The sequence below is a fragment of the Serratia sp. NA_112.1 genome, from assembly GCF_052691715.1.
The window spans coordinates 237,822-262,745 of sequence record NZ_JBQZFO010000004.1; the positions used below are offsets into that span (position 1 = coordinate 237,822).

Sequence of the window (24,924 nt, forward strand, 5' to 3'; positions counted from 1 at the left end):
GTATGGTGGCTTGCCATGACGCAATTATCGCTTAACGACCCGGCTCTTTCAGAACAAGGTAATGAGGATTGGCTGCGCTTTGTTGCGCTGCTGCAGAATTCGTTTGCACAGGATCTGCATCAACCACTGATGCAGCTGCTGTTGACGCCGGACGAACGTACGGCTTTAGGCACCAGGGTACGGATTATTCAGGAATTGATGCGCGGTGAGATGAGCCAACGTGAGCTGAAGAATGAACTGGGGGCGGGGATTGCCACCATCACTCGCGGTTCAAACAGCCTGAAGGCAGCGACCCCGGCATTAAAGCAGTGGCTGGAACAGCAGTTGCTGGGCGAAGCACCGTAGCGCCGCGCCGGCAGGACTTATTTTTGCTGCGCGTTGTTGTGGTCCTGGTAGATCGGGTTGTGGAAAGGGACCAGTGCCAGCAGCAGAGCCTGATGGTAAACGCTGGTGCGGCTCAATCGCCCGTTGGTAAAGATGCCAATAGCGCCACCCTGGCGTTTCACTTCGGCATTGCCGGTGATGATGGCCATTTCACTGCCCAATTCGCGGCCGGCGCGAATTCCCTGTAAAATCGTCTCCGGCAGCATCAGGCTGGCTGAGCGCGATTCGCCGCGGGTCTGCGGGTTTTCCACGGTCATCCAGGCGAAAGTCATATTCTCTTCGATTCCTGCTTCCACGCCGACCCAAAAGTCGGCCTCCGGGCGTACCTGCCGTGCTTCCATAACACGCTGGCGTGCACCGGTGCGGGTTTCGTGATTACCTATGGGTTGCAGTGAAACGCCACTGGCGACGTCGACCGATTCAATGCGGCATTGGTCCTGGCCAAAAGTGTCCTCAAAGGCCAGTTGAATAGCCTTGATCTTTGCCGGGTTGGTAGTTGCAGCGACAACATGATACATAACGGGTTTGGCATCCTTAAGCTAAGAGCCTATTCACTACGTCAGACGCTTGCGCAAGCGGCATCTGACGACGATAAACTCAGGTTTCACGCAGTATAACGGAAAAGCAAAATGTTACAGGTATACCTCGTTCGCCATGGCGAAACGGAATGGAATGCGGCTCGCCGCATCCAGGGGCAGTCGGACAGCCCGTTAACCGCTAACGGTGAACATCAGGCTCGCCTGGTTGCCCAGCGCGTCAGCAAACAAGGCATCACGCACGTGATTACCAGCGATCTGGGGCGTACCCGCCGCACTGCGCAAATCATCGCAGAGGCTTGCGGTTGCGAGGTGATAAACGATCCACGTTTGCGTGAGTTGCATATGGGGGTGCTGGAAGAACGCTTAATCGACAGCTTGACGCCACAGGAAGAACAGTGGCGTAAACAGATGGTCGATGGTACTGCCGATGGCCGTATCCCTCAAGGTGAGTCAATGAGCGAGTTGGGCGACCGGATGCGCGAGGCACTGGAAAGTTGCCTGATGTTACCCGAGGGCAGCAAACCGCTGATTGTCAGCCATGGTATTGCTCTGGGCTGTCTGATCAGTACCGTGCTCGGGCTACCGGCTTATGCCGAGCGCCGCCTGCGTTTACGCAACTGTTCACTGTCGCGAGTCGATCATCAGCAGAGCCCATGGCTGGCTTCTGGCTGGATCGTCGAAACGGCGGGCGATGTCACACATCTGGACACGCCCGCGCTGGATGAACTGCAGCGTTAACGGCGGATCGGGATCAAATAGTCGCAGTTGATCTCGGTCGACGGTTGGGGTGGCCGGCGGTCACCCTTGGGATAAAAGCGCTCAATATCGTGCCCTTTACGGCGCGTGAGTTTGAGTGCCGGCAGGCAGGTGCCATACACGGTCAGAATAAAGTCTTGCAGGCCAGAGGCCGGGCCTTCATAGCTGAACATCGCATACTCGCCACCTTGCAACACCAGCGGCTGTCCGGCCTGAATTTTCGCTGGTACGTGATGCGGTTCCAGCGCCGTGGTATACAGCACTTCCTGCTCGTCATCCTTTTCCTGACTCGGACGTGAATGGTGCAGCCCGTACAATACCGGTGGCAGCGATTCCACTTCGCCCAAATACTGGCTCCAGAACTGTGACCGCAATTCGGTACGGCAGTGGGAGATTTGCTCCAGCGTACAGGAATAGCTTTGCGTCAGGCCAATCAGATGCTGTTCCGGCATCGTGACAAACTCGGGTTGCGGCAGAGTAAAGGCACCCAGGCGGATTGGCGGACAAATGCCAAATGAGTTCCAGTCTTCCGCACGGCGATACAGTGCTGGTGTTTGCGCAAACTGTTTTTTAAATGCGCGGGTAAATGTTTGCTGCGAGTCGAAGCGATACTGTAAGGCTATATCCAGAATAGGTCGGCTGGTTAAACGCAGCGCCACCGCAGCCTTGGATAATCTCCTTGCCCGGATATAAGCGCCGATGGCGTTACCGGTAATATCTTTAAACATCCGTTGTAAATGCCATTTAGAGTAACCTGCTTTGGCCGCCACATTGTCCAGTGACAAAGGTTGGTCCAAATGGCTTTCCAGCCAGCTAAGTAGATCACGAATAATACCGGCTTGATCCATAGATCTTCCTCGTAGAGCTTTAGGGTAGGAACCCGAACTGTTTATTTATTACGCTGGTGCTTGCGCTATCAGACCAGTCCATGAGCCATTTTGTGTAGCACTCTTTGCCTCTTGCCGCTGTTGGGCAAGGGTTGGATAGGGGCACACCTTAAACGGGCGCAAAGATATAACGACGCCGCATAATAGCAATTTTTTTCCTCCGAGACTCTCAAAGATTTTTGTCACGCTCTGTGCTAAAAAGACGGGTGCGGACCAGAAAGATCCTTTTTCTGTGACCTAAAACATAAACAATATTGATTGCCGGTACCCATTTTTAGGATTTAGCCTATTGGAGTTAAGTAAATGAAAAAAGGATGGTTGTTTTTGTTTTTTTTAGTTTGCGCAACGGTAAATAGTGCGCAGGCAGAACAAGTTGGGTCGGTTGATACGGTATTTAAACTCTTTGGTCCGGACCATAAAATTGTGGTGGAAGCGTTCGACGATCCGGATGTTAAAAATGTAACTTGTTATATCAGCCGGGCAAAAACCGGTGGCATTAAAGGCGGGCTGGGATTAGCGGAAGATACTGCGGATGCTGCCATTTCCTGCCAGCAGGTTGGGCCGATTGAGCTGAACGATAAAATCAAAAATGGTAAGGCAGAAGGGACGGTAGTGTTCCAGAAGCGAACGTCGCTGGTGTTCAAGAAACTGCAGGTGGTGCGTTTCTACGATGCTACACGCAATGCATTGATTTATCTTAGCTATTCAGACCGTGTGGTGGATGGTTCACCGAAGAATGCGCTGAGCGCCGTGCCGATCATCCCCTGGGGTGAGGCAAAATAAGATTTGGGGTTCTGCGGAACCCCAAATATTTTAACACGGGAGGAGGCTTACTCTTCCAGATCGCCGCAGAAACGGTAACCTTCACCGTGAATAGTCGCGATGATTTCCGGCGTGTCCGGCGTTGATTCGAAGTGCTTGCGGATGCGACGAATGGTCACGTCCACGGTGCGGTCATGCGGCTTCAGCTCACGGCCGGTCATCTTCTTCAGCAGTTCGCCACGGGATTGGATCTTGCCCGGGTTTTCGCAGAAGTGCAGCATGGCGCGGAATTCACTTCGAGGCAGTTTGTATTGCTCGCCCGCAGGGCTGATCAGTGAGCGGCTGTTGATGTCCAGCTCCCAACCGTTGAACTTATAGCTTTCAACCAGGCGACGTTCTTCGCCGACGCTGCCCAGGTTCATGGTGCGTGACAGCAGATTACGTGCGCGAATGGTCAATTCACGCGGGTTGAATGGCTTGGTGATGTAATCATCGGCGCCGATTTCCAAGCCGAGGATCTTGTCAACTTCGTTATCACGGCCGGTCAGGAACATCAGCGCAACGCTGGCCTGTTCGCGCAATTCACGCGCCAGCAGCAGGCCATTTTTGCCTGGCAGATTGATGTCCATGATAACCAGATTGATATCATTTTCAGACAGGATGTTGTGCATCTCTGCACCATCATTGGCTTCATGAACAACGTAGCCTTCCGCCTCGAAAATGCTCTTCAGGGTGTTACGAGTGACTAACTCGTCTTCGACAATCAGAATGTGCGGGGTCTGCATATATGCTACCTAAAATTGCCAACAAAATAGAAAATAGGAAGTACAGAAGTCTTTGTTTTCATAGCGGAGGGCAGAGATTAGCGCTCACGTTCCCTTCTACCCAATGACTAAAGTACGTAAACTCGTTCTTGATGCACTTTCCATTCCATGTCAACAAGATCGCTAGCTTGGTTGGGGCGCTGTTCCTTACAACCCCAAAGGTGCCAAAACGGTGCATATCCTAACCGTATTAACAGCAATATAACAGTGCGCACCGAATTCATCACCCAACAAAACTAAGGTTTGTTGACATATATCAAATTCAATTGTAGCACGTTAACAGTTTTGTGAAAAACACTTACAGAAATGCCAGCTTAAGTCACAGAAGCCTAAATTCTGTGTTCGATTCAGCATTGAAGCGCCTAATGAGGTAGAATTATTGGCTTATTGAAAAAAGCCTTCTTTCAACGCTTTGATTAATAAGCACAGTAAAAAATAAGTAGCAATAATATGTATTACGAGCAATTTATCAGGGCAATAACCCATTTAGCCCTGTCTACCCTCTGTTTCGGGATTATTGTTGCGCAGATGTAAATATAATCAGACTATCCCAAACAGTCAAAAATACGCGATCTCTCATTTAGTGGAGTATTGATGCAGCTTCATATTGTTTTAGTGGCTCCGGCGCGGCCGGAAAACGTCGGCGCTGCGGCGCGGGCAATGAAAACCATGGGCTTCACTTCGTTGCGCATTGTCGACAGCGAAGCGCACCTGCAGCCGGCGGCTCGCTGGGTGGCTCATGGGGCGGGGGATATCCTCGATGGCGTGCAGACTTTCGCCACTCTCGAGCAGGCGCTGGCGGACGTGGATTTCACCGTTGCTACCACTGCCCGTAGCCGCGCGCGTTTCCATTATTACTGTACGCCGCAGCAACTGTTGGGTCAGTTGAGTGAGCGTAGTCAGTGGGTGGGGCAGGCAGCCTTGGTGTTTGGCCGTGAAGATTCCGGCCTGACCAATGAAGAGCTGGAGTTGGCCGATTTGCTGACCGGTGTGCCTATGCAGGCAGATTACCCTTCGTTGAATCTCGGTCAGGCGGTGATGGTGTATTGCTATCAATTGTCGGAATTGATGAAAGTTGGCGCACCGCAGGAGCCAGTGGCTAATGAGGGCCAGCTTAAAGCACTACGTCAGCGTGCTGAGGGTTTGCTGGGGGAGTTGGGGGTGGGTGACGATCAAAAATTGCGCGATTGGCTGCACCAACGGCTTGGTACTTTGCCGCAGCGCGATACGGCAATGTTGCATACTTTACTGCATGACATCGAAAAAAAACTGACAAAGTGATACCCGCAAATATGGCTAACCTGGCAGTTTGATCCACTGCAAAAATGCCGTATTTCTGTCTTTTTATCCTGTCATTTGGCTTTTCGACTGTCGCATTGCTCAGTTGCACTACTGGGCAATAAACAAGCAAAAACAAGAAATAATTTGACTTGGGATAGCGATTGCTTTAACCAATAGAGGGGACAGAGTATTTAATGAGACAGACAGAAAAAATGCGAAATATCAGCCTGAACACAACAATTATTACCACCACCGATACCACAGGTAACGGGGCGGGCTGACGCGCACAGGAAACAAAAGAAAAAAGCCCGCACCTAACCAGTGCGGGCTTTTTTTTCGGCTTAAATTCGGGAGAGACAAGAAATGCGAGTGCTGAAATTTGGCGGAACCTCGGTAGCGAATGCAGAACGTTTTCTGCGCGTCGCCGACATCATGGAAAGTAACGCACGTCAGGGACAGGTGGCCACGGTCTTGTCCGCTCCGGCTAAAATCACCAACCACCTGGTGGCGATGATTGATAAAACGGTAGCGGGGCAGGACATTCTGCCAAATATGAGCGATGCAGAACGCATCTTTGCCGACCTGCTGAGCGGCCTGGCACAGGCGTTGCCTGGCTTTGAATACGATCGTCTCAAGACGCTGGTGGACCAGGAGTTTTCTCAACTCAAACAGGTACTGCATGGTGTTGCACTGCTGGGGCAATGCCCGGACAGCGTGAATGCGGCTATCATCTGCCGCGGAGAGAAGCTCTCTATCGCCATTATGGAAGGGGTGTTTCGCGCCAAAGGCTTCCCGGTTACGGTGATAAACCCAGTGGAGAAACTGCTGGCGCAGGGGCATTACCTGGAGTCCACGGTAGACATTGCCGAATCCACATTGCGCATCGCCGCCGCAGCTATCCCGGCGGATCACATTGTGCTGATGGCTGGATTCACCGCTGGTAACGACAAAGGGGAACTGGTGGTGCTGGGCCGAAACGGCTCCGACTACTCTGCTGCGGTACTGGCTGCCTGCTTGCGCGCCGAATGTTGTGAGATCTGGACCGACGTCGACGGCGTTTATACCTGCGATCCTCGCACCGTGCCTGACGCCAGGTTGCTGAAATCGATGTCGTATCAGGAAGCTATGGAGCTTTCCTATTTCGGCGCCAGCGTGCTTCATCCCCGTACTATCGCGCCCATTGCCCAGTTCCAAATCCCTTGCCTGATCAAAAATACCGCCAACCCGCAGGCCCCTGGCACGCTGATTGGCGGTGAAAATCTGGATACCGATACGCCGGTAAAGGGCATCACCAATCTCAATAATATGGCGATGATCAACGTTTCTGGCCCAGGGATGAAGGGCATGATCGGCATGGCGGCGCGCGTGTTTGCCGTGATGTCCCGTGCCGGTATCTCGGTGGTGTTGATCACCCAGTCCTCTTCCGAATACAGCATCAGCTTCTGCGTACCGCAGAGTGAACTGCAGCGGGCTCGTCGCGCGTTGGAAGACGAATTCTATCTTGAATTGAAAGATGGCCTGCTGGAGCCGCTGGACGTAATGGAGCAGTTGGCGATTATCTCGGTCGTCGGCGATGGTATGCGCACACTGCGCGGTATTTCGGCCAGCTTCTTCTCCGCCCTGGCGCGCGCCAACATCAACATTGTCGCTATTGCCCAGGGGTCCTCCGAACGTTCCATCTCGGTGGTGGTCAGCAACGATTCCGCCACCACCGGGGTTCGCGTCTGTCACCAGATGTTGTTTAACACCGATCAGGTGATTGAAGTGTTTGTTATCGGCGTCGGCGGCGTCGGCGGTGCGTTGATCGAACAGATCTACCGTCAGCAGCCATGGCTGAAGCAAAAGCATATCGACCTGCGGGTGTGCGGCATTGCCAATTCACGCGCTATGCTGACCAACATACACGGCATCGCGCTGGATAGCTGGCGCGATGAATTGGCCGGTGCGCAGGAGCCATTCAACCTTGGCCGTCTGATCCGCCTGGTGAAGGAGTACCACCTGCTCAATCCGGTGATTGTCGATTGCACCTCCAGTCAGGCGGTGGCCGATCAATACGCCGATTTCCTGGCCGATGGTTTCCACGTGGTGACGCCGAACAAAAAGGCCAACACTTCGTCGATGAACTACTACCAACAACTGCGCACCGCCGCGGCTGGTTCGCGTCGCAAGTTCCTGTACGACACCAACGTCGGTGCGGGGTTGCCGGTGATCGAAAACCTGCAAAACCTGCTGAACGCCGGTGACGAGTTGACGCGCTTCTCTGGCATTTTGTCCGGTTCGCTGTCGTTTATTTTCGGCAAGCTCGATGAGGGCATGTCGCTGTCGGCAGCGACCCTGGAGGCCAAAGCCAAGGGCTATACCGAGCCGGATCCACGTGATGACCTTTCCGGTATGGACGTGGCGCGCAAGCTGTTGATCCTGGCGCGTGAGGCGGGTTACAAACTGGAATTGGCCGATATCGAGGTTGAGTCGGTGCTGCCACCTTCCTTTGACGCTTCCGGTGACGTGGAAACCTTTATGGCGCGCCTGCCGGAGCTGGATAAAGAGTACGCCCGCAACGTGGCCAATGCCAGCGAGCAGGGTAAGGTGTTGCGCTATGTAGGTGTGATCGAAAATGGCCGCTGTCAGGTGCGTATAGATGCGGTAGACGGCAACGATCCGTTGTATAAAGTGAAGAACGGCGAGAACGCCTTGGCTTTCTACAGCCGCTACTATCAGCCATTGCCGCTGGTTCTGCGCGGCTACGGTGCCGGTAACGATGTGACCGCCGCAGGGGTATTTGCCGACCTGTTGCGCACACTGTCATGGAAGTTGGGAGTTTAATATGGTTAAGGTGTATGCGCCGGCCTCAATTGGTAACGTCAGCGTCGGTTTTGACGTTCTGGGAGCAGCGGTGTCGCCGATCGACGGGACCTTGCTGGGCGACTGCGTCAGTGTAGAGGCCGCCGAAACGTTCAGTTTGCAAAATGCCGGTCGCTTCGTTAGCAAGCTGCCGGACGATCCGAAAGAGAACATCGTTTATCAATGTTGGGTGCGCTTCTGCCAGGAAATCGGTCAGCAGATCCCGGTGGCGATGCGACTCGAGAAAAATATGCCGATCGGTTCTGGTCTGGGATCCAGCGCCTGTTCGGTAGTCGCCGGGTTGATGGCGATGAATGAGTTCTGCAACCGGCCGTTGGATAAAATGACGCTGCTGGGCCTGATGGGCGAATTGGAAGGTCGTATCTCCGGCAGCGTGCATTACGATAACGTGGCGCCTTGCTACCTCGGCGGCCTGCAGTTGATGCTGGAAGAAGAAGGCTTCATTAGCCAGGAAGTGCCATGCTTTAAAGACTGGCTGTGGGTGATGGCCTATCCGGGCATCAAGGTATCCACCGCCGAAGCGCGTGCGATCCTGCCCGCGCAGTATCGTCGTCAGGACTGTATCAGCCACGGTCGCTATCTGGCGGGCTTTATCCATGCCTGCCATACCCAACAACCGCGCCTGGCCGCCAAGCTGATGCAGGACGTGATTGCCGAGCCGTACCGCACCCGCCTGTTGCCGGGTTTTGCCGACGCACGCAAAGCCGCTCAGGATATCGGTGCCCTGGCTTGCGGTATTTCCGGTTCCGGCCCGACGCTGTTCGCCGTTTGTGATGACGGCGCAACGGCGCAACGTATGGCCGACTGGCTGACTAATCACTATCTGCAAAACGACGAAGGTTTTGTTCATATTTGCCGCCTGGATACCGCAGGCGCACGACTACTGGGATAACGCATGAAACTGTACAACCTTAAGGATCATAACGAGCAGGTCAGCTTCACACAGGCGATCAAACAGGGCCTGGGCAAACAGCAAGGACTGTTTTTCCCGCTGGATCTGCCGGAGTTTGAACTGACCGAAATCGACCATCTGCTGGAACAGGATTTTGCCACGCGCAGCAGCCGTATCCTGTCGGCATTTATTGGCGATGAAGTTTCTGAAGAGGCATTGCATAAGCGTGTGGCGGCGGCCTTTGAGTTTCCGGCACCGGTAGCGCAAGTGGAAGATGACATCGCCTGCCTGGAGCTGTTCCACGGCCCAACGCTGGCGTTTAAAGACTTCGGTGGCCGCTTTATGGCGCAGATGCTGGCGGAAGTGGCGGGCGATCAGCCGGTCACTATCCTGACCGCGACCTCTGGTGATACCGGTGCGGCGGTGGCCCATGCATTCTACGGTCTGAAGAATGTGCGCGTGGTGATCCTGTACCCACAGGGCAAAATCAGCCCGCTTCAGGAAAAACTGTTCTGCACCCTGGGTGGCAACATCCATACCGTGGCGATCGACGGCGATTTTGACGCCTGCCAGGCGTTAGTGAAGCAGGCATTTGACGATCAGGAATTGAAAGAAGCCCTGCACCTGAACTCGGCCAATTCGATTAACATCAGCCGCCTGCTAGCGCAGATTTGTTATTACTTCGAAGCAGTAGCGCAATTGCCGCAGGAAGCTCGTAACCAGTTGGTGATTTCAGTGCCCAGCGGCAACTTCGGCGATCTGACTGCCGGGCTGCTGGCCAAGTCACTGGGCCTGCCGGTGAAGCGTTTTATCGCCGCGACCAATGCCAACGACACCGTACCGCGCTTCCTGACTAACGGTCAGTGGCAGCCTCATGCCACGGTGGCTACGCTGTCCAATGCGATGGATGTCAGCCAGCCGAACAACTGGCCACGGGTCGAAGAGCTGTTCCGTCGCAAGATCTGGCAGTTGAAAGAGCTGGGCCATGCCACGGTCAGCGACGAAACCACCAAAGACACCATGCGTGAGCTGGCGAAGTTGGGTTATCTCTCAGAGCCGCACGCGGCGATTGCGTATCGTGCGTTGCGTGACCAGTTGCAGGAAGGGGAGTTTGGTCTGTTCCTCGGTACCGCGCATCCGGCCAAATTCAAAGAGAGCGTCGAGGAAATTCTCGGTCAGGAATTGCCACTGCCGAAGGCGCTGGCGCAGCGTGCTGATTTGCCGCTGTTGTCGCACAACCTGCCGGCCGGCTTTGGTGAACTGCGCAAGTTCCTGATGGCCTTGCCAGCCTGATCCTCATGGCCATATAAAGCGAAAAGCCGTCCTTGAGACGGCTTTAGGTTGCTGACAAAGCAGGAAAAAGCGTGGTTTTTCCTGCTTTGTGGTGATCGGCCGAAAATCAATAAATTGATTTTCCTGATTTTTATTTATCGACCTCTACTCGCTCTGGGCAGGAATGAGGTTTGTCATCAGTCTGAAGCCGTCCTTGAGACGGCTTTTTTATGGGCGAGCGATTACTGCTCGGGGCGCTTGAACACCAGCTCGTTGCCTTGGGAGTTGGCTTCGTCAAATGCGTAGCCCTCCAGCTTGAAATCAAGCAGTTGTTCGCGCTGCGTCAGGCGATTCTTGATGATAAAGCGGCTCATCAGTCCGCGCGCTTTCTTGGCGTAGAAGCTGATCACTTTGTATTTGCCGTTTTTCTCGTCGAGGAACACCGGTTTAATCAGCTCGCCGTGCAGTTTGGCTGGTTTCACCGATTTGAAGTATTCGTCGGAAGCCAGGTTGACCACCACATCGTCACCTTGTTGCTCCAGCGCTTCATTGAGTTTTTTGGTGATTTGCTCGCCCCAGAAACTGTACAAATCCTTGCCCTTGGCATTGTTCAGTTTGATGCCCATTTCCAGACGGTAAGGCATCATCAGATCAAGCGGGCGCAGCACGCCGTACAGCCCGGACAGCATACGCAGATGCTGTTGGGCGAAATCAAAGTCATCTTCGCTGAAATCCTGCGCATGCAGGCCGGTATAAACGTCGCCTTTAAACGCCAGCAGGGCCTGGCGGGCATTGTCCGGGGTGAATTTCGGTTGCCAGTCGCCAAAGCGAGCGGCGTTCAGGCCGGCCAGTTTATCGCTGATGCTCATCAGCTTGGAGATTTGTACCGGCGTCAGATCGCGGCAGATTTTGATCAGCTGCTTCGATTTATCCAGCAGTTCCGGCTGGGTGAAGCGTTCGGTTGCCAGTGGGCTTTCGTAATCAAGAGTTTTTGCAGGTGAAATAATAACGAGCATGGCCAGATCCTGTTTTTCCAAGAACCGCTACTGTAGCAAAAAGCGCGGGAAAAAGGGTCAATGGGTCTGATAGGCAGGGCGCGTGTCTGACGCGCCCGCAAAAATTAATTTTTGTCCCACACGCCCGGTTCTAGCTGGGATTTCAACTCGGGGAAGCGGTTGGCGTCAAAAGTGGGCAATTTTCCCAACGTTCGCTGACGGTGGTAATCGTTAGCCAATTTGAGTGCCACGCGTGACAGCAGCAGGATCGCCGTCAGGTTGGTGACGGCCATCAAAGCCATAGAGGTATCGGCCATTTTCCATACCACCGGCAATTCGGCCAGCGCCCCAAACATCACCATACCCAGAGCGGCGCAACGGAAAATCAGCAGACTGGCCGGGTGGTTGCGCTCCAGGAACACCAGATTGCTTTCGGCATAGGCGTAGTTGGCTATAATCGAGGTAAAGGCGAAGAAGAAAATGGCGATGGCGACAAAGGGCGAGCCCCAACTGCCGACGGAGGAGGACAGCGCACGCTGGGTCATGTCGATACCGCTGATGTTGTCTATCGGTTGCTCCAATACACCCGAAGATAGAATGATGGCAGCGGTTGCGCTGCAAATCACGATAGTGTCGACAAACACCCCGAGCATCTGTACGTAGCCCTGCGAGGCCGGATGCGGTGGGTAAGGTGAGGCGGAGGCCGCCGCATTGGGCGCAGAACCCATACCGGCTTCGTTGGAGAACAGGCCGCGCTGCACTCCCTGAGTCATCGCCTGCGAAATACCGTAGCCGACGGCACCGGCCGCCGCTTCCTGCAACCCGAAGGCGCTTTTAACCACCAGCGAGAGGATCGCCGGCATATGCTCAATATTATGGCCAATCACCCACAGGGCCAGCAGTAAATAAGCGGCTGCCATCACTGGTACCACCAGTTCGGCAACGCGAGCCACAGAACGAATGCCGCCGAAAATCACGATGCCGCTCAGGACCACCAGGCCGATACCGACATACAGCGGTTTCACGTGGAAGGCGACGGCGGAAGCCTGGGCGATGGAGTTGGCCTGTACGGCGTTGAACACCAGGCCGAAGGCGATGATCAGGAAGATTGAGAACAGTACGCCCATCCAGCGCATGCCCAGCCCTTTCTCCATATAATAGGCCGGGCCGCCGCGGTAGTTACCCTGGCCATCCTTGGTTTTGTAGAGCTGTGCCAGGCTGCTTTCGACAAAGGAGGTGGCCATGCCGATAAAGGCCACTACCCACATCCAGAAGATGGCACCGGGGCCACCGGCGGTGAGGGCAATCGCCACGCCGGTCAGGTTGCCGGTACCGACGCGAGCGGCGAGGGTGGTGCACAAGGCTTGAAAGGAGGAGATACCGGCACTGTCGCTCTTGTTGCTGTTTTTCAGCAGCGAGAACATGTGGCCGAAATGGCGAACCTGGATAAAACGCGTGCGTAGGGTGAAATAAATGCCGGTACCGAGCAGCAAATAAATCAGTACCGAACCCCACAAAATATTATTTATAAAGTTTATCAGGTCCGTCACGGATCCCTCCTTGTTGAAATTTGTTGCGCACCGCGACATATCCACCGCGGGTGAAAATATATTGGCTTAATTTTTACAAGAGCTTAGCTGAAATCAGCCCGGTTCCGAGCAATTGAGATTTTTCTCAGATTTCGAAACCTATTGCATTGATTTTTGCGAATTTAACATGATTTATTCAAGCGATAGCACGTTATTGCCTTTTCATCAGCTCGGGAATGACGAAAGATAGCAGCGTAAACGGTTGCTCGCACAAGGATAAAACCAGCACCGCCGGGGCCTGATTTTCCAGCCTTGCACCGGGCCTTGCGCATGTTATTATCAGGGCAAGGCATGGTTGAACGATGCCAAAAGTTCATGCACACACGATGAGATAATGCCAACATGACCGATAAATTAACTTCCCTGCGCCAACTGACTACCGTGGTTGCAGATACGGGCGATATCGCGGCTATGAAGCTGTATCAACCGCAAGATGCTACGACCAACCCTTCGCTGATCCTCAATGCAGCCCAAATTCCTGAATACCGCAAACTGATTGACGAAGCCATTGCCTGGGCACGCGAGCAGAGCAGCGATCGCGAACAGCAGATCGCCGATGCTGCCGACAAGCTGGCCGTTAACATTGGTCTGGAAATCCTGAAGTTGGTTCCAGGCCGCATCTCCACTGAAGTGGACGCTCGCCTGTCCTACGACACCGTCGCCAGCGTTGCCAAGGCCAAGCGTCTGATCAAACTGTACAACGATGCCGGCATCAGTAACGATCGCATCCTGATCAAACTGGCTTCTACCTGGCAGGGTATCCGCGCTGCGGAACAGCTGGAAAAAGAAGGCATCAACTGTAACCTGACGCTGCTGTTCTCCTTTGCCCAGGCTCGTGCCTGCGCCGAAGCCGGCGTTTTCCTGATTTCTCCGTTTGTTGGCCGTATCCTCGACTGGTACAAAGCCAATGGCGACAAGAAAGAGTTCGCGCCAAACGAAGATCCGGGTGTGATTTCCGTTACCGAGATCTACCAGTATTACAAACAGCACGGTTACAAAACCGTGGTGATGGGCGCCAGCTTCCGTAACGTCGGCGAAATCATCGAGCTGGCCGGTTGTGACCGCCTGACCATCGCCCCTGCACTGCTGAAAGAGCTGGCAGAGAGCGAAGGCACGCTTGAGCGTAAACTGGCTTACACCGGCGAAGTGCAAGCACGTCCTGCCGCTTTGACCGAGCCTGAGTTCTACTGGCAGCACAACCAGGATCCAATGGCAGTTGAGAAACTGACCGACGGTATCCGCAAGTTTGCCGTAGACCAGGGCAAGCTGGAAAAAATGATCGCCGATCTGCTGTAATTCCGGCAATCAGCGCAGAAAAAGGTGGCTTAGGCCGCCTTTTTTTATGCTTGCAGATCCCGCAGGCAGGCAGACACTTTATACTCCTAAAATTGAAAACAGGGCGGGAAGATAACCCGTCCGAACCCCATCAGGCTGTAGAGGTTACGCATGGACATATTACGTATTGGTTTGGTTTCTGTTTCTGACCGCGCTTCCGGCGGCGTTTATCAGGACAAGGGGATCCCGGCGCTGGAGGAATGGCTGACTGGTGCGCTGACCACTCCGTTTAAGCTGGAAACCCGCCTGATCCCTGATGAGCAGACGTTGATAGAACAAACCCTGTGTGAGCTGGTGGATGAAATGGGCTGCCATCTGGTGCTGACCACCGGGGGGACCGGCCCCGCGCGCCGCGACGTGACACCTGACGCTACGCTGGCCATTGCCGATCGCGTGATGCCCGGTTTCGGCGAGCAAATGCGTCAAATCAGCCTACACTATGTGCCAACGGCCATTCTTTCACGTCAGGTGGGGGCGATCCGCAAGCAGGCATTGATCATCAACCTGCCGGGGCAACCCAAGTCGATCAAGGAAACGCTGGAAGGGGTTAAGGACGAGCAGGGCAAGGTGGCGGTGCATGGCATCTTCGCCAGCGTGCCGTACTGCATTCAGTTGCTTGAGGGACCCTATGTGGAAACCGAGGCAGCAGTGGTAGCAGCATTTCGCCCGAAGAATGCGCGTCGCGAGATAAACCTCTAAATTTCAGCCTTTTGTGAGATAAGCGCTAGCCGATCTGGTGGGAAAATAATTTGCCGTTATAGTAAGGATTCGTTTACAAAAAGCCGATGGCTTTTATTTTTACAGTCTCCTCCGACGGTACCCTATGCCTCACGATAATAATCGCCGGTTAAACCGGCAAGACTACAAAACTCTGACGTTAGCTGCCCTGGGCGGTGCGCTGGAGTTCTATGATTTCATCATTTTTGTCTTCTTTGCGGCGGTGATGGGCGAGCTGTTCTTCCCGGCGGATATGCCGGAATGGTTACGCCAGGTGCAAACCTTCGGCATTTTTGCCGCCGGTTATCTGGCCCGCCCGCTGGGCGGCATCGTGATGGCGCACTTCGGCGATCTGGTCGGCCGAAAAAAAATGTTCAGCCTGAGTATCTTGCTGATGGCGTTGCCGACGCTGGCGATGGGCCTGTTACCGACCTATGCCAGCATAGGCATTGCCGCACCGCTGTTGCTGTTGCTGATGCGTGTGCTGCAAGGGGCGGCGATCGGCGGCGAGGTGCCGGGAGCCTGGGTGTTTGTGGCTGAACACGTGCCGCGCCGGCGCATCGGTTTTGCCTGCGGCACGCTGACTGCCGGCCTGACCGTCGGTATCCTGTTGGGCTCGCTGGTGGCGACGGTGATCAATACCACGCTCAGTCAACAGACAATTATTGAAGGTGGCTGGCGCATCCCGTTCCTGCTAGGCGGTATTTTCGGCCTGGTGGCGATGTACCTGCGCCGCTGGCTGCAGGAAACACCCATCTTCATCGAGATGCAGGCGCGTAAGGCCCTGGCAGAAGAGCTGCCGTTGAAATCGGTAGTGCTCAATCATCGCAAGGAAGTGGTGGTGTCGATGCTGCTGACCTGGCTTTTGTCCGCTGGCATTGTGGTGGTGATCCTGATGACCCCAACCTATCTGCAAAAACAGTTTGGCATCGCCCCGGCGTTATCGTTGCAGGCCAATAGCATCGCCACCATCATGCTGATTGCCGGTTGCATCATTGCCGGCTTGTCGGCGGATCGCTTTGGCGCCAGCAAAACCTTTATCGTCGGCAGCCTGCTGCTGGCAGGCTGCAGTTGGTTATTTTATCGGACTGTGGGTGAGCACCCGGAAATGTTGTTCGCCTGCTATGCGCTGGTAGGCTTCAGCGTAGGCGTAGTGGGCGCGGTACCTTACGTGATGGTGCGGGCTTTTCCGGCGGAAGTGCGATTTACCGGGATTTCGTTCTCATATAATGTCGCATACGCCATTTTTGGTGGTTTAACCCCAATATTTGTGACGTTGATCATGAAGTTAACCCCGTTAGCGCCCGCTTACTATGTGTTGGCGCTGTCGGGCATCGGGCTGCTGCTGGGAATTTACCTGCATCGCGATCTGAACAGCGAAACCAAAACACAGCGCGCCGGTTCCTACAGCTAAAAAAAAGCCCTGCAATCAACCGCAGGGCTTTTTGTTTCAGGCCAATGGCGCTTATGCCACTGCCCGAATAGATTCCACATTGTTGATATTTGGCTCGCCAATCGGCAGCACAGTGCGGCCATACTGCTCGTTGAGCACTTCTGCCATGGCCAGATAGATGGCGCTGGCACCGCAGATAATGCCTTCGTAGCCGGCAAAATTCAGCAGCGCATGGTTGCCGGTGATGTTACCGATGGCCAGCAGGGCGAACAGCAGCGTCAGGCTTCCGAACACGAACTGCAGCACGCGGTTGGCGCGCAGAGTGCCGAAGAACATGAACAGCGTGAAGACGCCCCACAGTGCCAGGTAGATCCCCAGCACGCCGGCGTCGGTCGGTTCGGCCAGACCCAGACGCGGCAGCAACAGCAACCCGACCAGGCTCAGCCAGAAGCTGCCGTAAGAGATAAAGGCCGTCATGCCGAAGGTGTTGCCTTTCTTGTATTCCAGCAGGCCGGCCATAATTTGGGCCAGTCCACCGAAGAAAATCCCCATGCTTATAATGGCGGAGTTCAATGGGAAAAAGCCCGCGTTGTGCAGGTTCAGCAAGACGGTGGTCATCCCGAAGCCCATCAGGCCGAGAGGGCCGGGATTCGCCAACTTGTTGGTGTGCATAAGTCCTCTGCAATAACAGAAAATTAACGAAAATAGTGAAGTAAATTCATATATGGTCTGAATGGACGAAAAGTTGATAACTTCCATCAGAGCGCGCGGCATAATAATGATCCCCAGAACAGGAAACAATGATCTGAGTGACGATAAAAAAGAAATTTTTTTTGTCCTGCCCCTTGATGCTCGCTTGTATGACCCCATCTTATTTGCAACCGCAGTTGCTGACCGCGGCTAAGACTAAAATGTTGGGCAGTTGAAAAACAAAATATTGCCCACATATAGGTTAGCAACCTGACCGAATATGAATTTATTAGTGGAGACGTTTAGATGGGCAAAATTATTGGTATCGACCTGGGTACTACCAACTCTTGTGTAGCAATTATGGATGGTGGTAAAGCGCGCGTGCTGGAGAACAGCGAAGGCGACCGTACTACACCTTCGATCATCGCATATACCCAGGATGGTGAAATTCTGGTTGGCCAGCCTGCTAAGCGTCAGGCTGTTACTAACCCACAAAACACCCTGTTTGCGATTAAGCGCCTGATTGGCCGTCGCTTCCAGGATGAAGAAGCGCAGCGTGATAAAGACATCATGCCGTACAAAATTGTGGCTGCTGATAACGGCGACGCATGGGTTGAAGTGAAAGACCAGCGTGTAGCACCTCCGCAGATCTCTGCTGAAGTGTTGAAGAAAATGAAGAAAACGGCTGAAGATTATCTGGGCGAACCAGTAACTGAAGCGGTTATCACCGTACCTGCATACTTCAACGATGCTCAGCGTCAGGCGACCAAAGACGCTGGCCGTATCGCAGGCCTGGAAGTTAAACGTATCATCAACGAACCGACCGCTGCGGCCCTGGCTTACGGCCTGGACAAAGAAGTCGGCAACCGTACCATCGCGGTTTATGACCTGGGTGGCGGTACTTTTGATATCTCAATCATCGAAATCGACGAAGTTGACGGCGAAAAAACCTTCGAAGTTCTGGCAACCAACGGTGATACCCACCTGGGTGGTGAAGACTTCGACAGCCGCCTGATCAACTACCTGGTGGAAGAGTTCAAGAAAGAACAAGGTTTCGATCTGCGCAACGATCCGTTGGCGATGCAGCGTCTGAAAGAAGCCGCTGAGAAAGCGAAGATTGAACTGTCTTCAGCTCAGCAGACCGACGTTAACCTGCCGTACATCACTGCAGATGCGAGCGGTCCAAAACACATGAACATCAAAGTGACCCGTGCAAAACTCGAGTCGCTGGTTGAAGATCTGGTTGCGCGTTCTATCGAGCCGCTGAAAGTGGCACTGAAAGACGCAGGCCTGTCGGTTTCCGACATTCAGGACGTGATCCTGGTTGGTGGCCAGACCCGTATGCCAATGGTTCAGAAGAAAGTTGCTGACTTCTTCGGTAAAGAACCACGTAAAGACGTTAACCCGGACGAAGCCGTTGCGGTGGGTGCTGCGGTACAGGGCGGCGTGTTGGCCGGTGATGTGAAGGACGTTCTGCTGCTGGACGTTACCCCGCTGTCGCTGGGTATCGAAACCATGGGCAGCGTGATGACTCCGCTGATCACCAAAAACACCACCATCCCGACCAAGCATAGCCAGGTGTTCTCCACCGCTGAAGACAACCAGTCTGCGGTAACCATCCACGTGCTGCAGGGTGAGCGTAAACGCGCTAACGATAACAAGTCACTGGGCCAGTTCAATCTGGACGGTATCCAGGCGGCTCCACGCGGCATGGCGCAAATCGAAGTGACCTTCGACATCGACGCCGACGGTATTTTGCACGTGTCTGCCAAAGACAAGAATACAGGCCGTGAGCAGAAAATCACCATCAAGGCTTCTTCCGGTCTGAACGAAGAAGAAATCCAGAAAATGGTGCGCGATGCTGAAGTGAACGCCGAAGCTGACCGTAAGTTCGAAGAGCTGGTGCAGACCCGTAACCAGGCCGACCACCTGATCCACGGTACCCGTAAGCAGTTGGAAGAAGCGGGCGACAAACTGCCTGCGGAAGACAAAACGGCTATCGAAGCGGCGCTGAAAGATCTGGAAGTGGCGGTCAAAGGCGAAGATAAAGCCGAGATCGAAGCGAAGACCCAGGCTCTGGTGCAGGTTTCCGGCAAGCTGCTGGAAATGGCTCAGGCGCAGCAGGCTCAGCAAGGTGCTGATGCCGGTGCTGACAACGCGGCGCAGAAAGACGACGACGTGGTTGACGCTGAGTTCGAAGAAGTTAAAGACAAAAAATAATCGCCCTTAAGCGGGCACGGAACGGCCGAGAGGCCGTTACCGGAAACCAGCACGGGCGTCGAGGCAACTCTACGCCCGTGCACGCATGTTAAGGGTTACAGAAATAATGGCCAAGAAAGACTATTACGAGATTCTCGGCGTCTCCAAGACGGCGGAAGAACGTGAGATCAAAAAGGCGTATAAACGCCTGGCGATGAAGTACCATCCTGATCGCAACCAGGATCAGGACGCCGAAGCCAGATTTAAAGAGGTCAAGGAAGCGTACGAAGTTCTGACCGACGATCAAAAGCGTGCGGCCTACGATCAATACGGCCATGCGGCGTTTGAACAAGGCGGCATGGGCGGCGGCGGTGGGTTTGGCGGCGGCGGTGCCGACTTCAGCGATATCTTTGGCGACGTATTTGGCGACATCTTCGGTGGTGGCCGTCGTCAACGCGCCAGCCGCGGTTCCGATCTGCGCTACAACATGGAGCTGTCCCTCGAGGAAGCGGTTCGTGGCGTGACCAAAGAGATCCGCATCCCGACGCTGGAAGAGTGTGGTGTTTGCCACGGCAGTGGCGCCAAGCCAGGCAGCTCGCCGGTGACCTGTCCAACCTGTCACGGTCAGGGCCAGGTGCAGATGCGCCAGGGCTTCTTTACCGTGCAGCAGGCCTGTCCGCACTGTCATGGCCGCGGTCAGATCATCAAAGACCCTTGCAACAGCTGCCACGGCCACGGCCGGGTAGAGAAAGCCAAAACGCTGTCGGTGAAAATCCCGGCTGGCGTTGATACCGGTGACCGCATCCGCCTGGCGGGTGAGGGGGAAGCGGGTGAACACGGTGCGCCGGCAGGCGATCTGTACGTTCAGGTTCAGGTGAAAGCGCATCCTATCTTCGAGCGCGAAGGTAATAACCTGTACTGTGAAGTGCCGATTAACTTTGCGATGGCGGCATTGGGCGGCGAGATTGAAGTCCCGACGCTGGATGGCCGTGTGAAGCTGAAAGTACCGGCAGAGACTCAGACCGGAAAGCTGTTCCGCATGCGCAGCAAGGGTGTTAAATCGGTTCGTGGTGGCAGCCAGGGCGACCTGCTGTGCCGTGTGGTAGTAGAAACCCCGGTTAACCTGAACGACAAACAGAAGCAATTGCTGAAGGAACTGGAGGAGAGCCTGGGTGGCCCTTCCGGTGACAAAAACAGCCCACGTTCGAAGAGCTTCTTCGACGGGGTGAAAAAGTTTTTTGACGACCTGACGCGCTAAGCTGCTGTTTCCGTTAGCTTACTGCATAACCCCGGCGTCAAAGTCGGGGTTTTTTTATGGCTGAATGTCCGCCAATACCCTTGGTTAAAGTGTGACATAAAGCCCTTATAGATCGCCTTTTTCGATGATTTAAGCATTTATAAACGTATTTTATCGAAGTGATTCGCCATCTATACTCATTCCATTACTTTGTCAGTGGGGCCGTCTGTGCCTTGCTTTGCTATGGAGAGACGTATTGTGACTAACATCATTCGTCAATTTTTACGTCAGGAAGCCGCGGGCGGTATTATCCTGATCGTAGCCGCGATTATCGCGTTGGTCATGGCCAATACCCCAGCCCAGGGGATTTATCACTCCTTCCTCAATTTGCCTGTGATGGTGAAAGTGTCCTCACTGGAGATTGCCAAGCCATTGCTGTTGTGGATTAACGACGGCCTGATGGCGATCTTTTTCCTGGTGGTCGGGTTGGAGGTCAAGCGTGAGCTGATGCAGGGTTCTTTGGCCGGGCGCGACAAGGCGGTGTTCCCGGCGATTGCTGCATTGGGCGGCATGCTGGCACCGGCATTGATTTACCTGATGTTCAACGGCGCGGACGAGGTGACTCGTCAGGGATGGGCGATCCCGGCGGCAACCGATATTGCCTTTGCCCTCGGGGTGATGGCGCTGTTGGGTAACCGTGTGCCTACCAGCCTGAAGGTGTTTCTGTTGGCGTTGGCGATCATCGATGACCTGGGTGTCATCGTCATTATCGCGCTGTTCTATACCCACGAAGTCTCGATGGCAGCATTGGGCGTGGCGGCAGCCTCTATTGCCGTGCTGGCGTTTATGAACTGGCGCGGCGTGGGCAAAACCTCACTTTATATGATTGTCGGCCTGGTATTGTGGGTGGCTATCCTCAAGTCCGGGGTACATGCGACGCTGGCCGGGGTAATTATCGGCTTTATGATCCCGCTTAATGTGAAGAAAGGGCCGTCGCCGTCCGAGACGCTGGAGCATGAGCTGCATCCGTGGGTGGCGTTCCTGATACTGCCGCTGTTTGCCTTTGCCAACGCAGGGGTTTCATTACAAGGCGTGTCGCTGAGCGGGCTGACCTCTCTGTTGCCAGTGGGCATTGCAGCAGGCCTGTTTATCGGTAAGCCGTTGGGCATCTTCACCTTTAGCCTGTTGGCAGTAAAGCTGGGCATCGCCAGGCTGCCTGAAGGAATTGGTTTCAAACAGGTGTTTGCTGTTTCCGTGCTCTGTGGTATTGGTTTCACCATGTCGATATTTATCGCTTCGCTGGCCTTTGGCGATGCGGATGTTGTTCTGAGCACCTATTCGCGTCTGGGGATCCTGATTGGATCAACCACGGCGGCGGTGGTCGGGTATGGTCTGTTGCGCATGTCGTTACCGCGAGTCAGATAACCCTTTTAGGGGATCCCCTGTTCGTGGGGACTCACTACAATAGCTGGTCGGAGTTGTGCAGGGTAAAATATGCACAACTTCGGCCGTTCTGTTTGGGACGAATGCAGCAACAGGTTGTCTGAAACAGGGAAAGGACATTAGTCGCTCGTCACGGCCGCGGGTTTGCCATGACGAAATGTTAAGGAGAGCACCTCGTGAGGATGTCGCATATCAACTTTAATCACCTTTATTACTTCTGGCAGGTCTGCAAGGAAGGTTCGGTGGTCGGTGCTGCCGAAGCCTTGTTTCTGACACCGCAGACCATCACAGGCCAGATCAAAGCGCTGGAGGAACGTTTGGACGGCAAGCTGTTCAAGCGTCAGGGGCGTGGGCTGGTGCCATCCGAATTGGGGCAACTGGTTTTTCGTTATGCCGACAAGATGTTTATGCTCAGCCAGGAAATGCTGGATATCGTTAACTATCGCAAGGAATCCAACCTGTTGTTCGACGTCGGGGTAGCGGATGCGCTGTCCAAACGTTTGGTGAGCCAGGTGTTGGAGACGGCGGTAGTGGTGGATAATGAGCAAATTCACCTGCGCTGCTTTGAGTCGACGCACGAGATGCTGTTGGAGCAGCTCAGCCAGCATAAGCTCGATATGATCCTGTCAGACTGCCCGGTAGATTCCAGCCAGCAGGAAGGGCTGTTTTCGCTCAAACTGGGTGAATGCGGCATCAGCTTCTTCTGTCGCCAACCGGCACCGGACCTGCCGTTCCCCGCCTGCCTGGAACAGCGCAAACTGCTGATCCCGGGTCGACGTTCGATGTTGGGCCGTAAGCTGTTGAACTGGTTTAATACTCAGGGCATTCAGGTGGAGATCTTGGGCGAGTTTGATGATGCGGCCCTGATGAAAACTTTTGGCATGTACCACAATGCGATCTTCGTTGCGCCGACGCTGTATGCGCAGGATACCTATAATGATGATGACGTGGTGGAGATTGGACGTATTGATAGCGTGCAGGAAGAGTACTACATCATCTTTGCCGAGCGCATGATCCAGCATCCGGCGGTACAGCGGGTATGCAACAAGGACTTCTCTGCATTGTTCGCTTACTAGACCGGGTATTGCAGACGTAAAAAAACCGGCCTGAGCCGGTTTTTTTATCAAGCTGACAACGTAATGCTTATTGCATTGCGTTGATACGCGCAGTCAGGTTTGACTTATGGCGTGCAGCTTTGTTTTTGTGGATCAGGCCTTTAGCTGCCTTGCGGTCCACGATTGGTTGCATTACGAGGAATGCATTTTTTGCAGCTTCTTTGTCGCCAGTTGCGATAGCAACTTCTACTTTCTTGATGTAGGTACGCATCATTGAGCGGCCGCTAGCGTTATGCTTACGACGCTTCTCAGACTGTACGGCGCGCTTCTTAGCTGATTTGATATTAGCCAAGGTCCAACTCCCAAATATATTCTATTGAGGACAATTCGAAGGCCGAGGAATATCCCCTTTTAGACTTCGTTTGTCAACGGATTTGTGCAAATAAGCGCCGTTTGTACTGGCGGCACTTGCTACGTTGTGATGGGGCAGGATTTTACCAGCTTCGGTCATGGGAATACAGTGTTTCGCGAGAAAATTCAGCAATGAGTTGGTGCATTGGTCGCAAGCTATTGGTCGTGGTCGATAATCAGCTTTGAGTCGCCGGATAAACTGCGGCCAGAGCGTTTCACCTGCATATTATCTCCGGTATGGTATGTCTATTACATAAAGGCACCAATCGCGGGTTAACCTTAACCGCTGTACAAGGTATAATCCGGCGATTTCCACTGTTTTGAGCCAGCTATGGAGCTAATTCGCGGCATTCACAATATCCGGGCACGTCACCATGGTTGCGTGCTCACCATCGGCAACTTTGACGGCGTACACCGCGGTCACCAGGCGTTGCTGGAGCAGCTGAAACAAGAGGGGCAACGCCTCGGGCTGCCAGTGATGGTCATGATCTTTGAGCCGCAACCGCTGGAAATGTTTGCAGCGGACAAGGCACCGGCCCGTCTTACGCGTTTGCGTGACAAGGCCAAATACTTGGCGCAGGCGGGCGTTGACTACCTGTTGTGCGTCAAGTTCGACCCGCGTTTCGCTGCCAATACGGCACAGGCATTCGTTGCCGAACTGCTGGTGGAGAAACTGGGTGTGAAATTCCTGATGGTCGGGGATGATTTTCGCTTTGGCGCGACCCGCCAGGGCGATTTTCCGCTATTGCAAAAAGCCGGGAAAGAATACGGTTTTGAAGTGATTAGCACGCCGACCTTCCGCGAGGGCGATCAACGCATCAGCAGCACGGCGATCCGCAATGCGCTGCGCGATGACGACCTGGCATTGGCTGAAACGCTGCTGGGCCATCCGTACAGTATTTCTGGTCGGGTGGTACACGGCGATGAACTGGGCCGTACCATTGGCTTCCCTACCGCCAACCTGCCGCTGAAACGCCTGGTTGCCCCGGTGAAGGGAGTCTATGCGGTAGAAGTTTATGGCCTGGGAGCCCAGCCGCTCCCCGGCGTGGCCAATATTGGTACACGCCCAACCGTTGCCGGCGTGCGACAGCAGCTGGAAGTCCATCTACTGGATGTCACAATGGATCTTTACGGGCACCATATAGACGTGGTGCTCCGCGCGAAATTGCGCAATGAACAGCGTTTTGCTTCGCTCGATGCGCTGAAGCAGCAAATCGCCAATGATGTGGTGACGGCCCGAAAATTCTTCGGGTTAAAAACACTGGTTTAATCGTTTACCCTAAACAATTCGAGTTGTATCGCGGCGGCAACCGCGCGAACCCCGATGAGCTTGCATAGGCAAGTGATTCGGGTAAGAAAGGGCGGCCAACGAAGATGCAGCTTGAAGTGTGACGGGTAAAT

Annotated in this window: 23 protein-coding genes and 1 other annotated feature; of the genes, 16 read left to right on the forward strand and 7 right to left on the reverse strand. The window is 54.2% G+C overall.

Annotated features, from left to right (window positions below; genetic code table 11):
* Nucleotides 1-15: 15 nt before the first annotated feature.
* A complete protein-coding gene (gene trpR, locus ACUTQ5_RS11260; protein ID WP_153858096.1) occupies nucleotides 16-345 on the forward strand; it encodes a trp operon repressor in 330 nt (109 codons plus the stop codon).
* Nucleotides 346-362: 17 nt separating this feature from the next.
* Here the strand turns inward: trpR and yjjX are convergent, their stop codons facing one another.
* Entirely contained in the window at nucleotides 363-902 is a 540-nt protein-coding gene (yjjX, locus tag ACUTQ5_RS11265; protein WP_445651314.1) for an inosine/xanthosine triphosphatase, read from the reverse strand.
* A 111-nt stretch (nucleotides 903-1,013) separates the two neighbouring features.
* Between yjjX and gpmB the strand changes: the two genes are divergently transcribed.
* The gene (gene gpmB, locus ACUTQ5_RS11270; RefSeq protein ID WP_012005131.1) at nucleotides 1,014-1,661 is read left to right on the forward strand and encodes a 2,3-diphosphoglycerate-dependent phosphoglycerate mutase GpmB; all 648 of its coding nucleotides are present in this window, start codon (nucleotides 1,014-1,016) and stop codon (nucleotides 1,659-1,661) included.
* Here the strand turns inward: gpmB and robA are convergent.
* Entirely contained in the window at nucleotides 1,658-2,527 is an 870-nt protein-coding gene (gene robA, locus ACUTQ5_RS11275) for an MDR efflux pump AcrAB transcriptional activator RobA (RefSeq protein WP_445651315.1), read from the reverse strand. The two genes, gpmB and robA, sit on opposite strands and share 4 nt — an antisense overlap.
* A 342-nt stretch (nucleotides 2,528-2,869) precedes the next feature.
* On the opposite strand from robA, the gene creA reads away from it, so the two are divergent.
* Entirely contained in the window at nucleotides 2,870-3,349 is a 480-nt protein-coding gene (gene creA / locus ACUTQ5_RS11280) for a protein CreA (protein ID WP_445651316.1), read from the forward strand.
* A 47-nt stretch (nucleotides 3,350-3,396) separates the two neighbouring features.
* On the opposite strand, the gene arcA is transcribed toward creA, so the two are convergent.
* The gene (arcA, locus tag ACUTQ5_RS11285) at nucleotides 3,397-4,113 is read right to left on the reverse strand and encodes a two-component system response regulator ArcA (RefSeq protein WP_004949989.1); all 717 of its coding nucleotides are present in this window, start codon (nucleotides 4,111-4,113) and stop codon (nucleotides 3,397-3,399) included.
* A 633-nt stretch (nucleotides 4,114-4,746) separates the two neighbouring features.
* Between arcA and ACUTQ5_RS11290 the strand changes: the two genes are divergently transcribed.
* From ACUTQ5_RS11290 to thrC, 5 genes are all read left to right on the forward strand, one after another.
* On the forward strand, nucleotides 4,747-5,433 hold the full coding sequence (locus ACUTQ5_RS11290) for a tRNA/rRNA methyltransferase (protein WP_445651317.1): 687 nt from the start codon (nucleotides 4,747-4,749) through the stop codon (nucleotides 5,431-5,433).
* Nucleotides 5,434-5,645: 212 nt separating this feature from the next.
* Nucleotides 5,646-5,714 (forward strand): thr operon leader peptide, encoded by a 69-nt coding sequence (gene thrL, locus ACUTQ5_RS11295; protein WP_071998276.1) that lies wholly within the window; start codon nucleotides 5,646-5,648, stop codon nucleotides 5,712-5,714.
* Nucleotides 5,653-5,771: a sequence feature (Thr leader region), on the forward strand. It overlaps the preceding gene by 62 nt.
* Nucleotides 5,772-5,796: 25 nt before the next feature.
* Nucleotides 5,797-8,256: a bifunctional aspartate kinase/homoserine dehydrogenase I gene (gene thrA / locus ACUTQ5_RS11300; RefSeq protein WP_445651318.1), complete on the forward strand. Its 2,460-nt coding sequence runs from the start codon at nucleotides 5,797-5,799 to the stop codon at nucleotides 8,254-8,256.
* 1 nt (nucleotide 8,257) lies between these two features.
* Entirely contained in the window at nucleotides 8,258-9,187 is a 930-nt protein-coding gene (gene thrB, locus ACUTQ5_RS11305; protein ID WP_445651319.1) for a homoserine kinase, read from the forward strand.
* Between the two features lie 3 nt (nucleotides 9,188-9,190).
* Nucleotides 9,191-10,480, forward strand: a complete 1,290-nt coding sequence (thrC, locus tag ACUTQ5_RS11310; RefSeq protein WP_445651320.1) for a threonine synthase — start codon at nucleotides 9,191-9,193, stop codon at nucleotides 10,478-10,480.
* A gap of 221 nt (nucleotides 10,481-10,701) precedes the next feature.
* On the opposite strand, the gene yaaA is transcribed toward thrC, so the two are convergent.
* A complete protein-coding gene (gene yaaA, locus ACUTQ5_RS11315) occupies nucleotides 10,702-11,475 on the reverse strand; it encodes a peroxide stress protein YaaA (RefSeq protein WP_445651321.1) in 774 nt (257 codons plus the stop codon).
* Nucleotides 11,476-11,579: 104 nt separating this feature from the next.
* On the reverse strand, nucleotides 11,580-13,004 hold the full coding sequence (locus tag ACUTQ5_RS11320; protein WP_445651322.1) for an alanine/glycine:cation symporter family protein: 1,425 nt from the start codon (nucleotides 13,002-13,004) through the stop codon (nucleotides 11,580-11,582).
* A 381-nt stretch (nucleotides 13,005-13,385) separates the two neighbouring features.
* On the opposite strand from ACUTQ5_RS11320, the gene tal reads away from it, so the two are divergent.
* The 3 genes from tal to ACUTQ5_RS11335 all read left to right on the forward strand — a co-directional run bounded on the left by tal (nucleotide 13,386) and on the right by ACUTQ5_RS11335 (nucleotide 16,509).
* Nucleotides 13,386-14,339, forward strand: a complete 954-nt coding sequence (tal, locus tag ACUTQ5_RS11325; RefSeq protein ID WP_445651323.1) for a transaldolase — start codon at nucleotides 13,386-13,388, stop codon at nucleotides 14,337-14,339.
* 150 nt (nucleotides 14,340-14,489) lie between these two features.
* Entirely contained in the window at nucleotides 14,490-15,077 is a 588-nt protein-coding gene (gene mog, locus ACUTQ5_RS11330; protein ID WP_445651324.1) for a molybdopterin adenylyltransferase, read from the forward strand.
* Nucleotides 15,078-15,201: 124 nt separating this feature from the next.
* Nucleotides 15,202-16,509 carry an MFS transporter gene (locus tag ACUTQ5_RS11335; RefSeq protein WP_445651325.1) on the forward strand — a complete coding sequence of 436 codons (1,308 nt, stop codon included), beginning with the start codon at nucleotides 15,202-15,204 and terminating at the stop codon, nucleotides 16,507-16,509.
* Between the two features lie 51 nt (nucleotides 16,510-16,560).
* Here ACUTQ5_RS11335 and satP read toward each other — a convergent pair whose 3' ends face one another.
* Complete coding sequence (satP, locus tag ACUTQ5_RS11340) at nucleotides 16,561-17,160, reverse strand: acetate uptake transporter (protein ID WP_445651326.1); 600 nt, start codon at nucleotides 17,158-17,160, stop codon at nucleotides 16,561-16,563.
* A 324-nt stretch (nucleotides 17,161-17,484) separates the two neighbouring features.
* Here satP and dnaK point away from each other — a divergent pair, with 324 nt between their 5' ends.
* The 4 genes from dnaK (at nucleotide 17,485) to nhaR (ending at nucleotide 23,133) form a co-directional block, all read left to right on the forward strand.
* Nucleotides 17,485-19,398, forward strand: coding sequence for a molecular chaperone DnaK (gene dnaK, locus ACUTQ5_RS11345; RefSeq protein ID WP_445651327.1), 1,914 nt, complete (start codon nucleotides 17,485-17,487; stop codon nucleotides 19,396-19,398).
* Nucleotides 19,399-19,504: 106 nt separating this feature from the next.
* Complete coding sequence (gene dnaJ, locus ACUTQ5_RS11350; RefSeq protein WP_445651328.1) at nucleotides 19,505-20,635, forward strand: molecular chaperone DnaJ; 1,131 nt, start codon at nucleotides 19,505-19,507, stop codon at nucleotides 20,633-20,635.
* A gap of 237 nt (nucleotides 20,636-20,872) precedes the next feature.
* Entirely contained in the window at nucleotides 20,873-22,039 is a 1,167-nt protein-coding gene (nhaA, locus tag ACUTQ5_RS11355) for a Na+/H+ antiporter NhaA (protein WP_445651329.1), read from the forward strand.
* Nucleotides 22,040-22,233: 194 nt separating this feature from the next.
* Nucleotides 22,234-23,133, forward strand: a complete 900-nt coding sequence (gene nhaR, locus ACUTQ5_RS11360; protein ID WP_004950031.1) for a transcriptional activator NhaR — start codon at nucleotides 22,234-22,236, stop codon at nucleotides 23,131-23,133.
* 67 nt (nucleotides 23,134-23,200) lie between these two features.
* Here nhaR and rpsT read toward each other — a convergent pair whose 3' ends face one another.
* Nucleotides 23,201-23,464 (reverse strand): 30S ribosomal protein S20, encoded by a 264-nt coding sequence (gene rpsT / locus ACUTQ5_RS11365; protein WP_037420676.1) that lies wholly within the window; start codon nucleotides 23,462-23,464, stop codon nucleotides 23,201-23,203.
* A 390-nt stretch (nucleotides 23,465-23,854) separates the two neighbouring features.
* Between rpsT and ribF the strand changes: the two genes are divergently transcribed.
* On the forward strand, nucleotides 23,855-24,793 hold the full coding sequence (ribF, locus tag ACUTQ5_RS11370; protein WP_445651330.1) for a bifunctional riboflavin kinase/FAD synthetase: 939 nt from the start codon (nucleotides 23,855-23,857) through the stop codon (nucleotides 24,791-24,793).
* The last annotated feature ends 131 nt before the right edge of the window (nucleotides 24,794-24,924 follow it).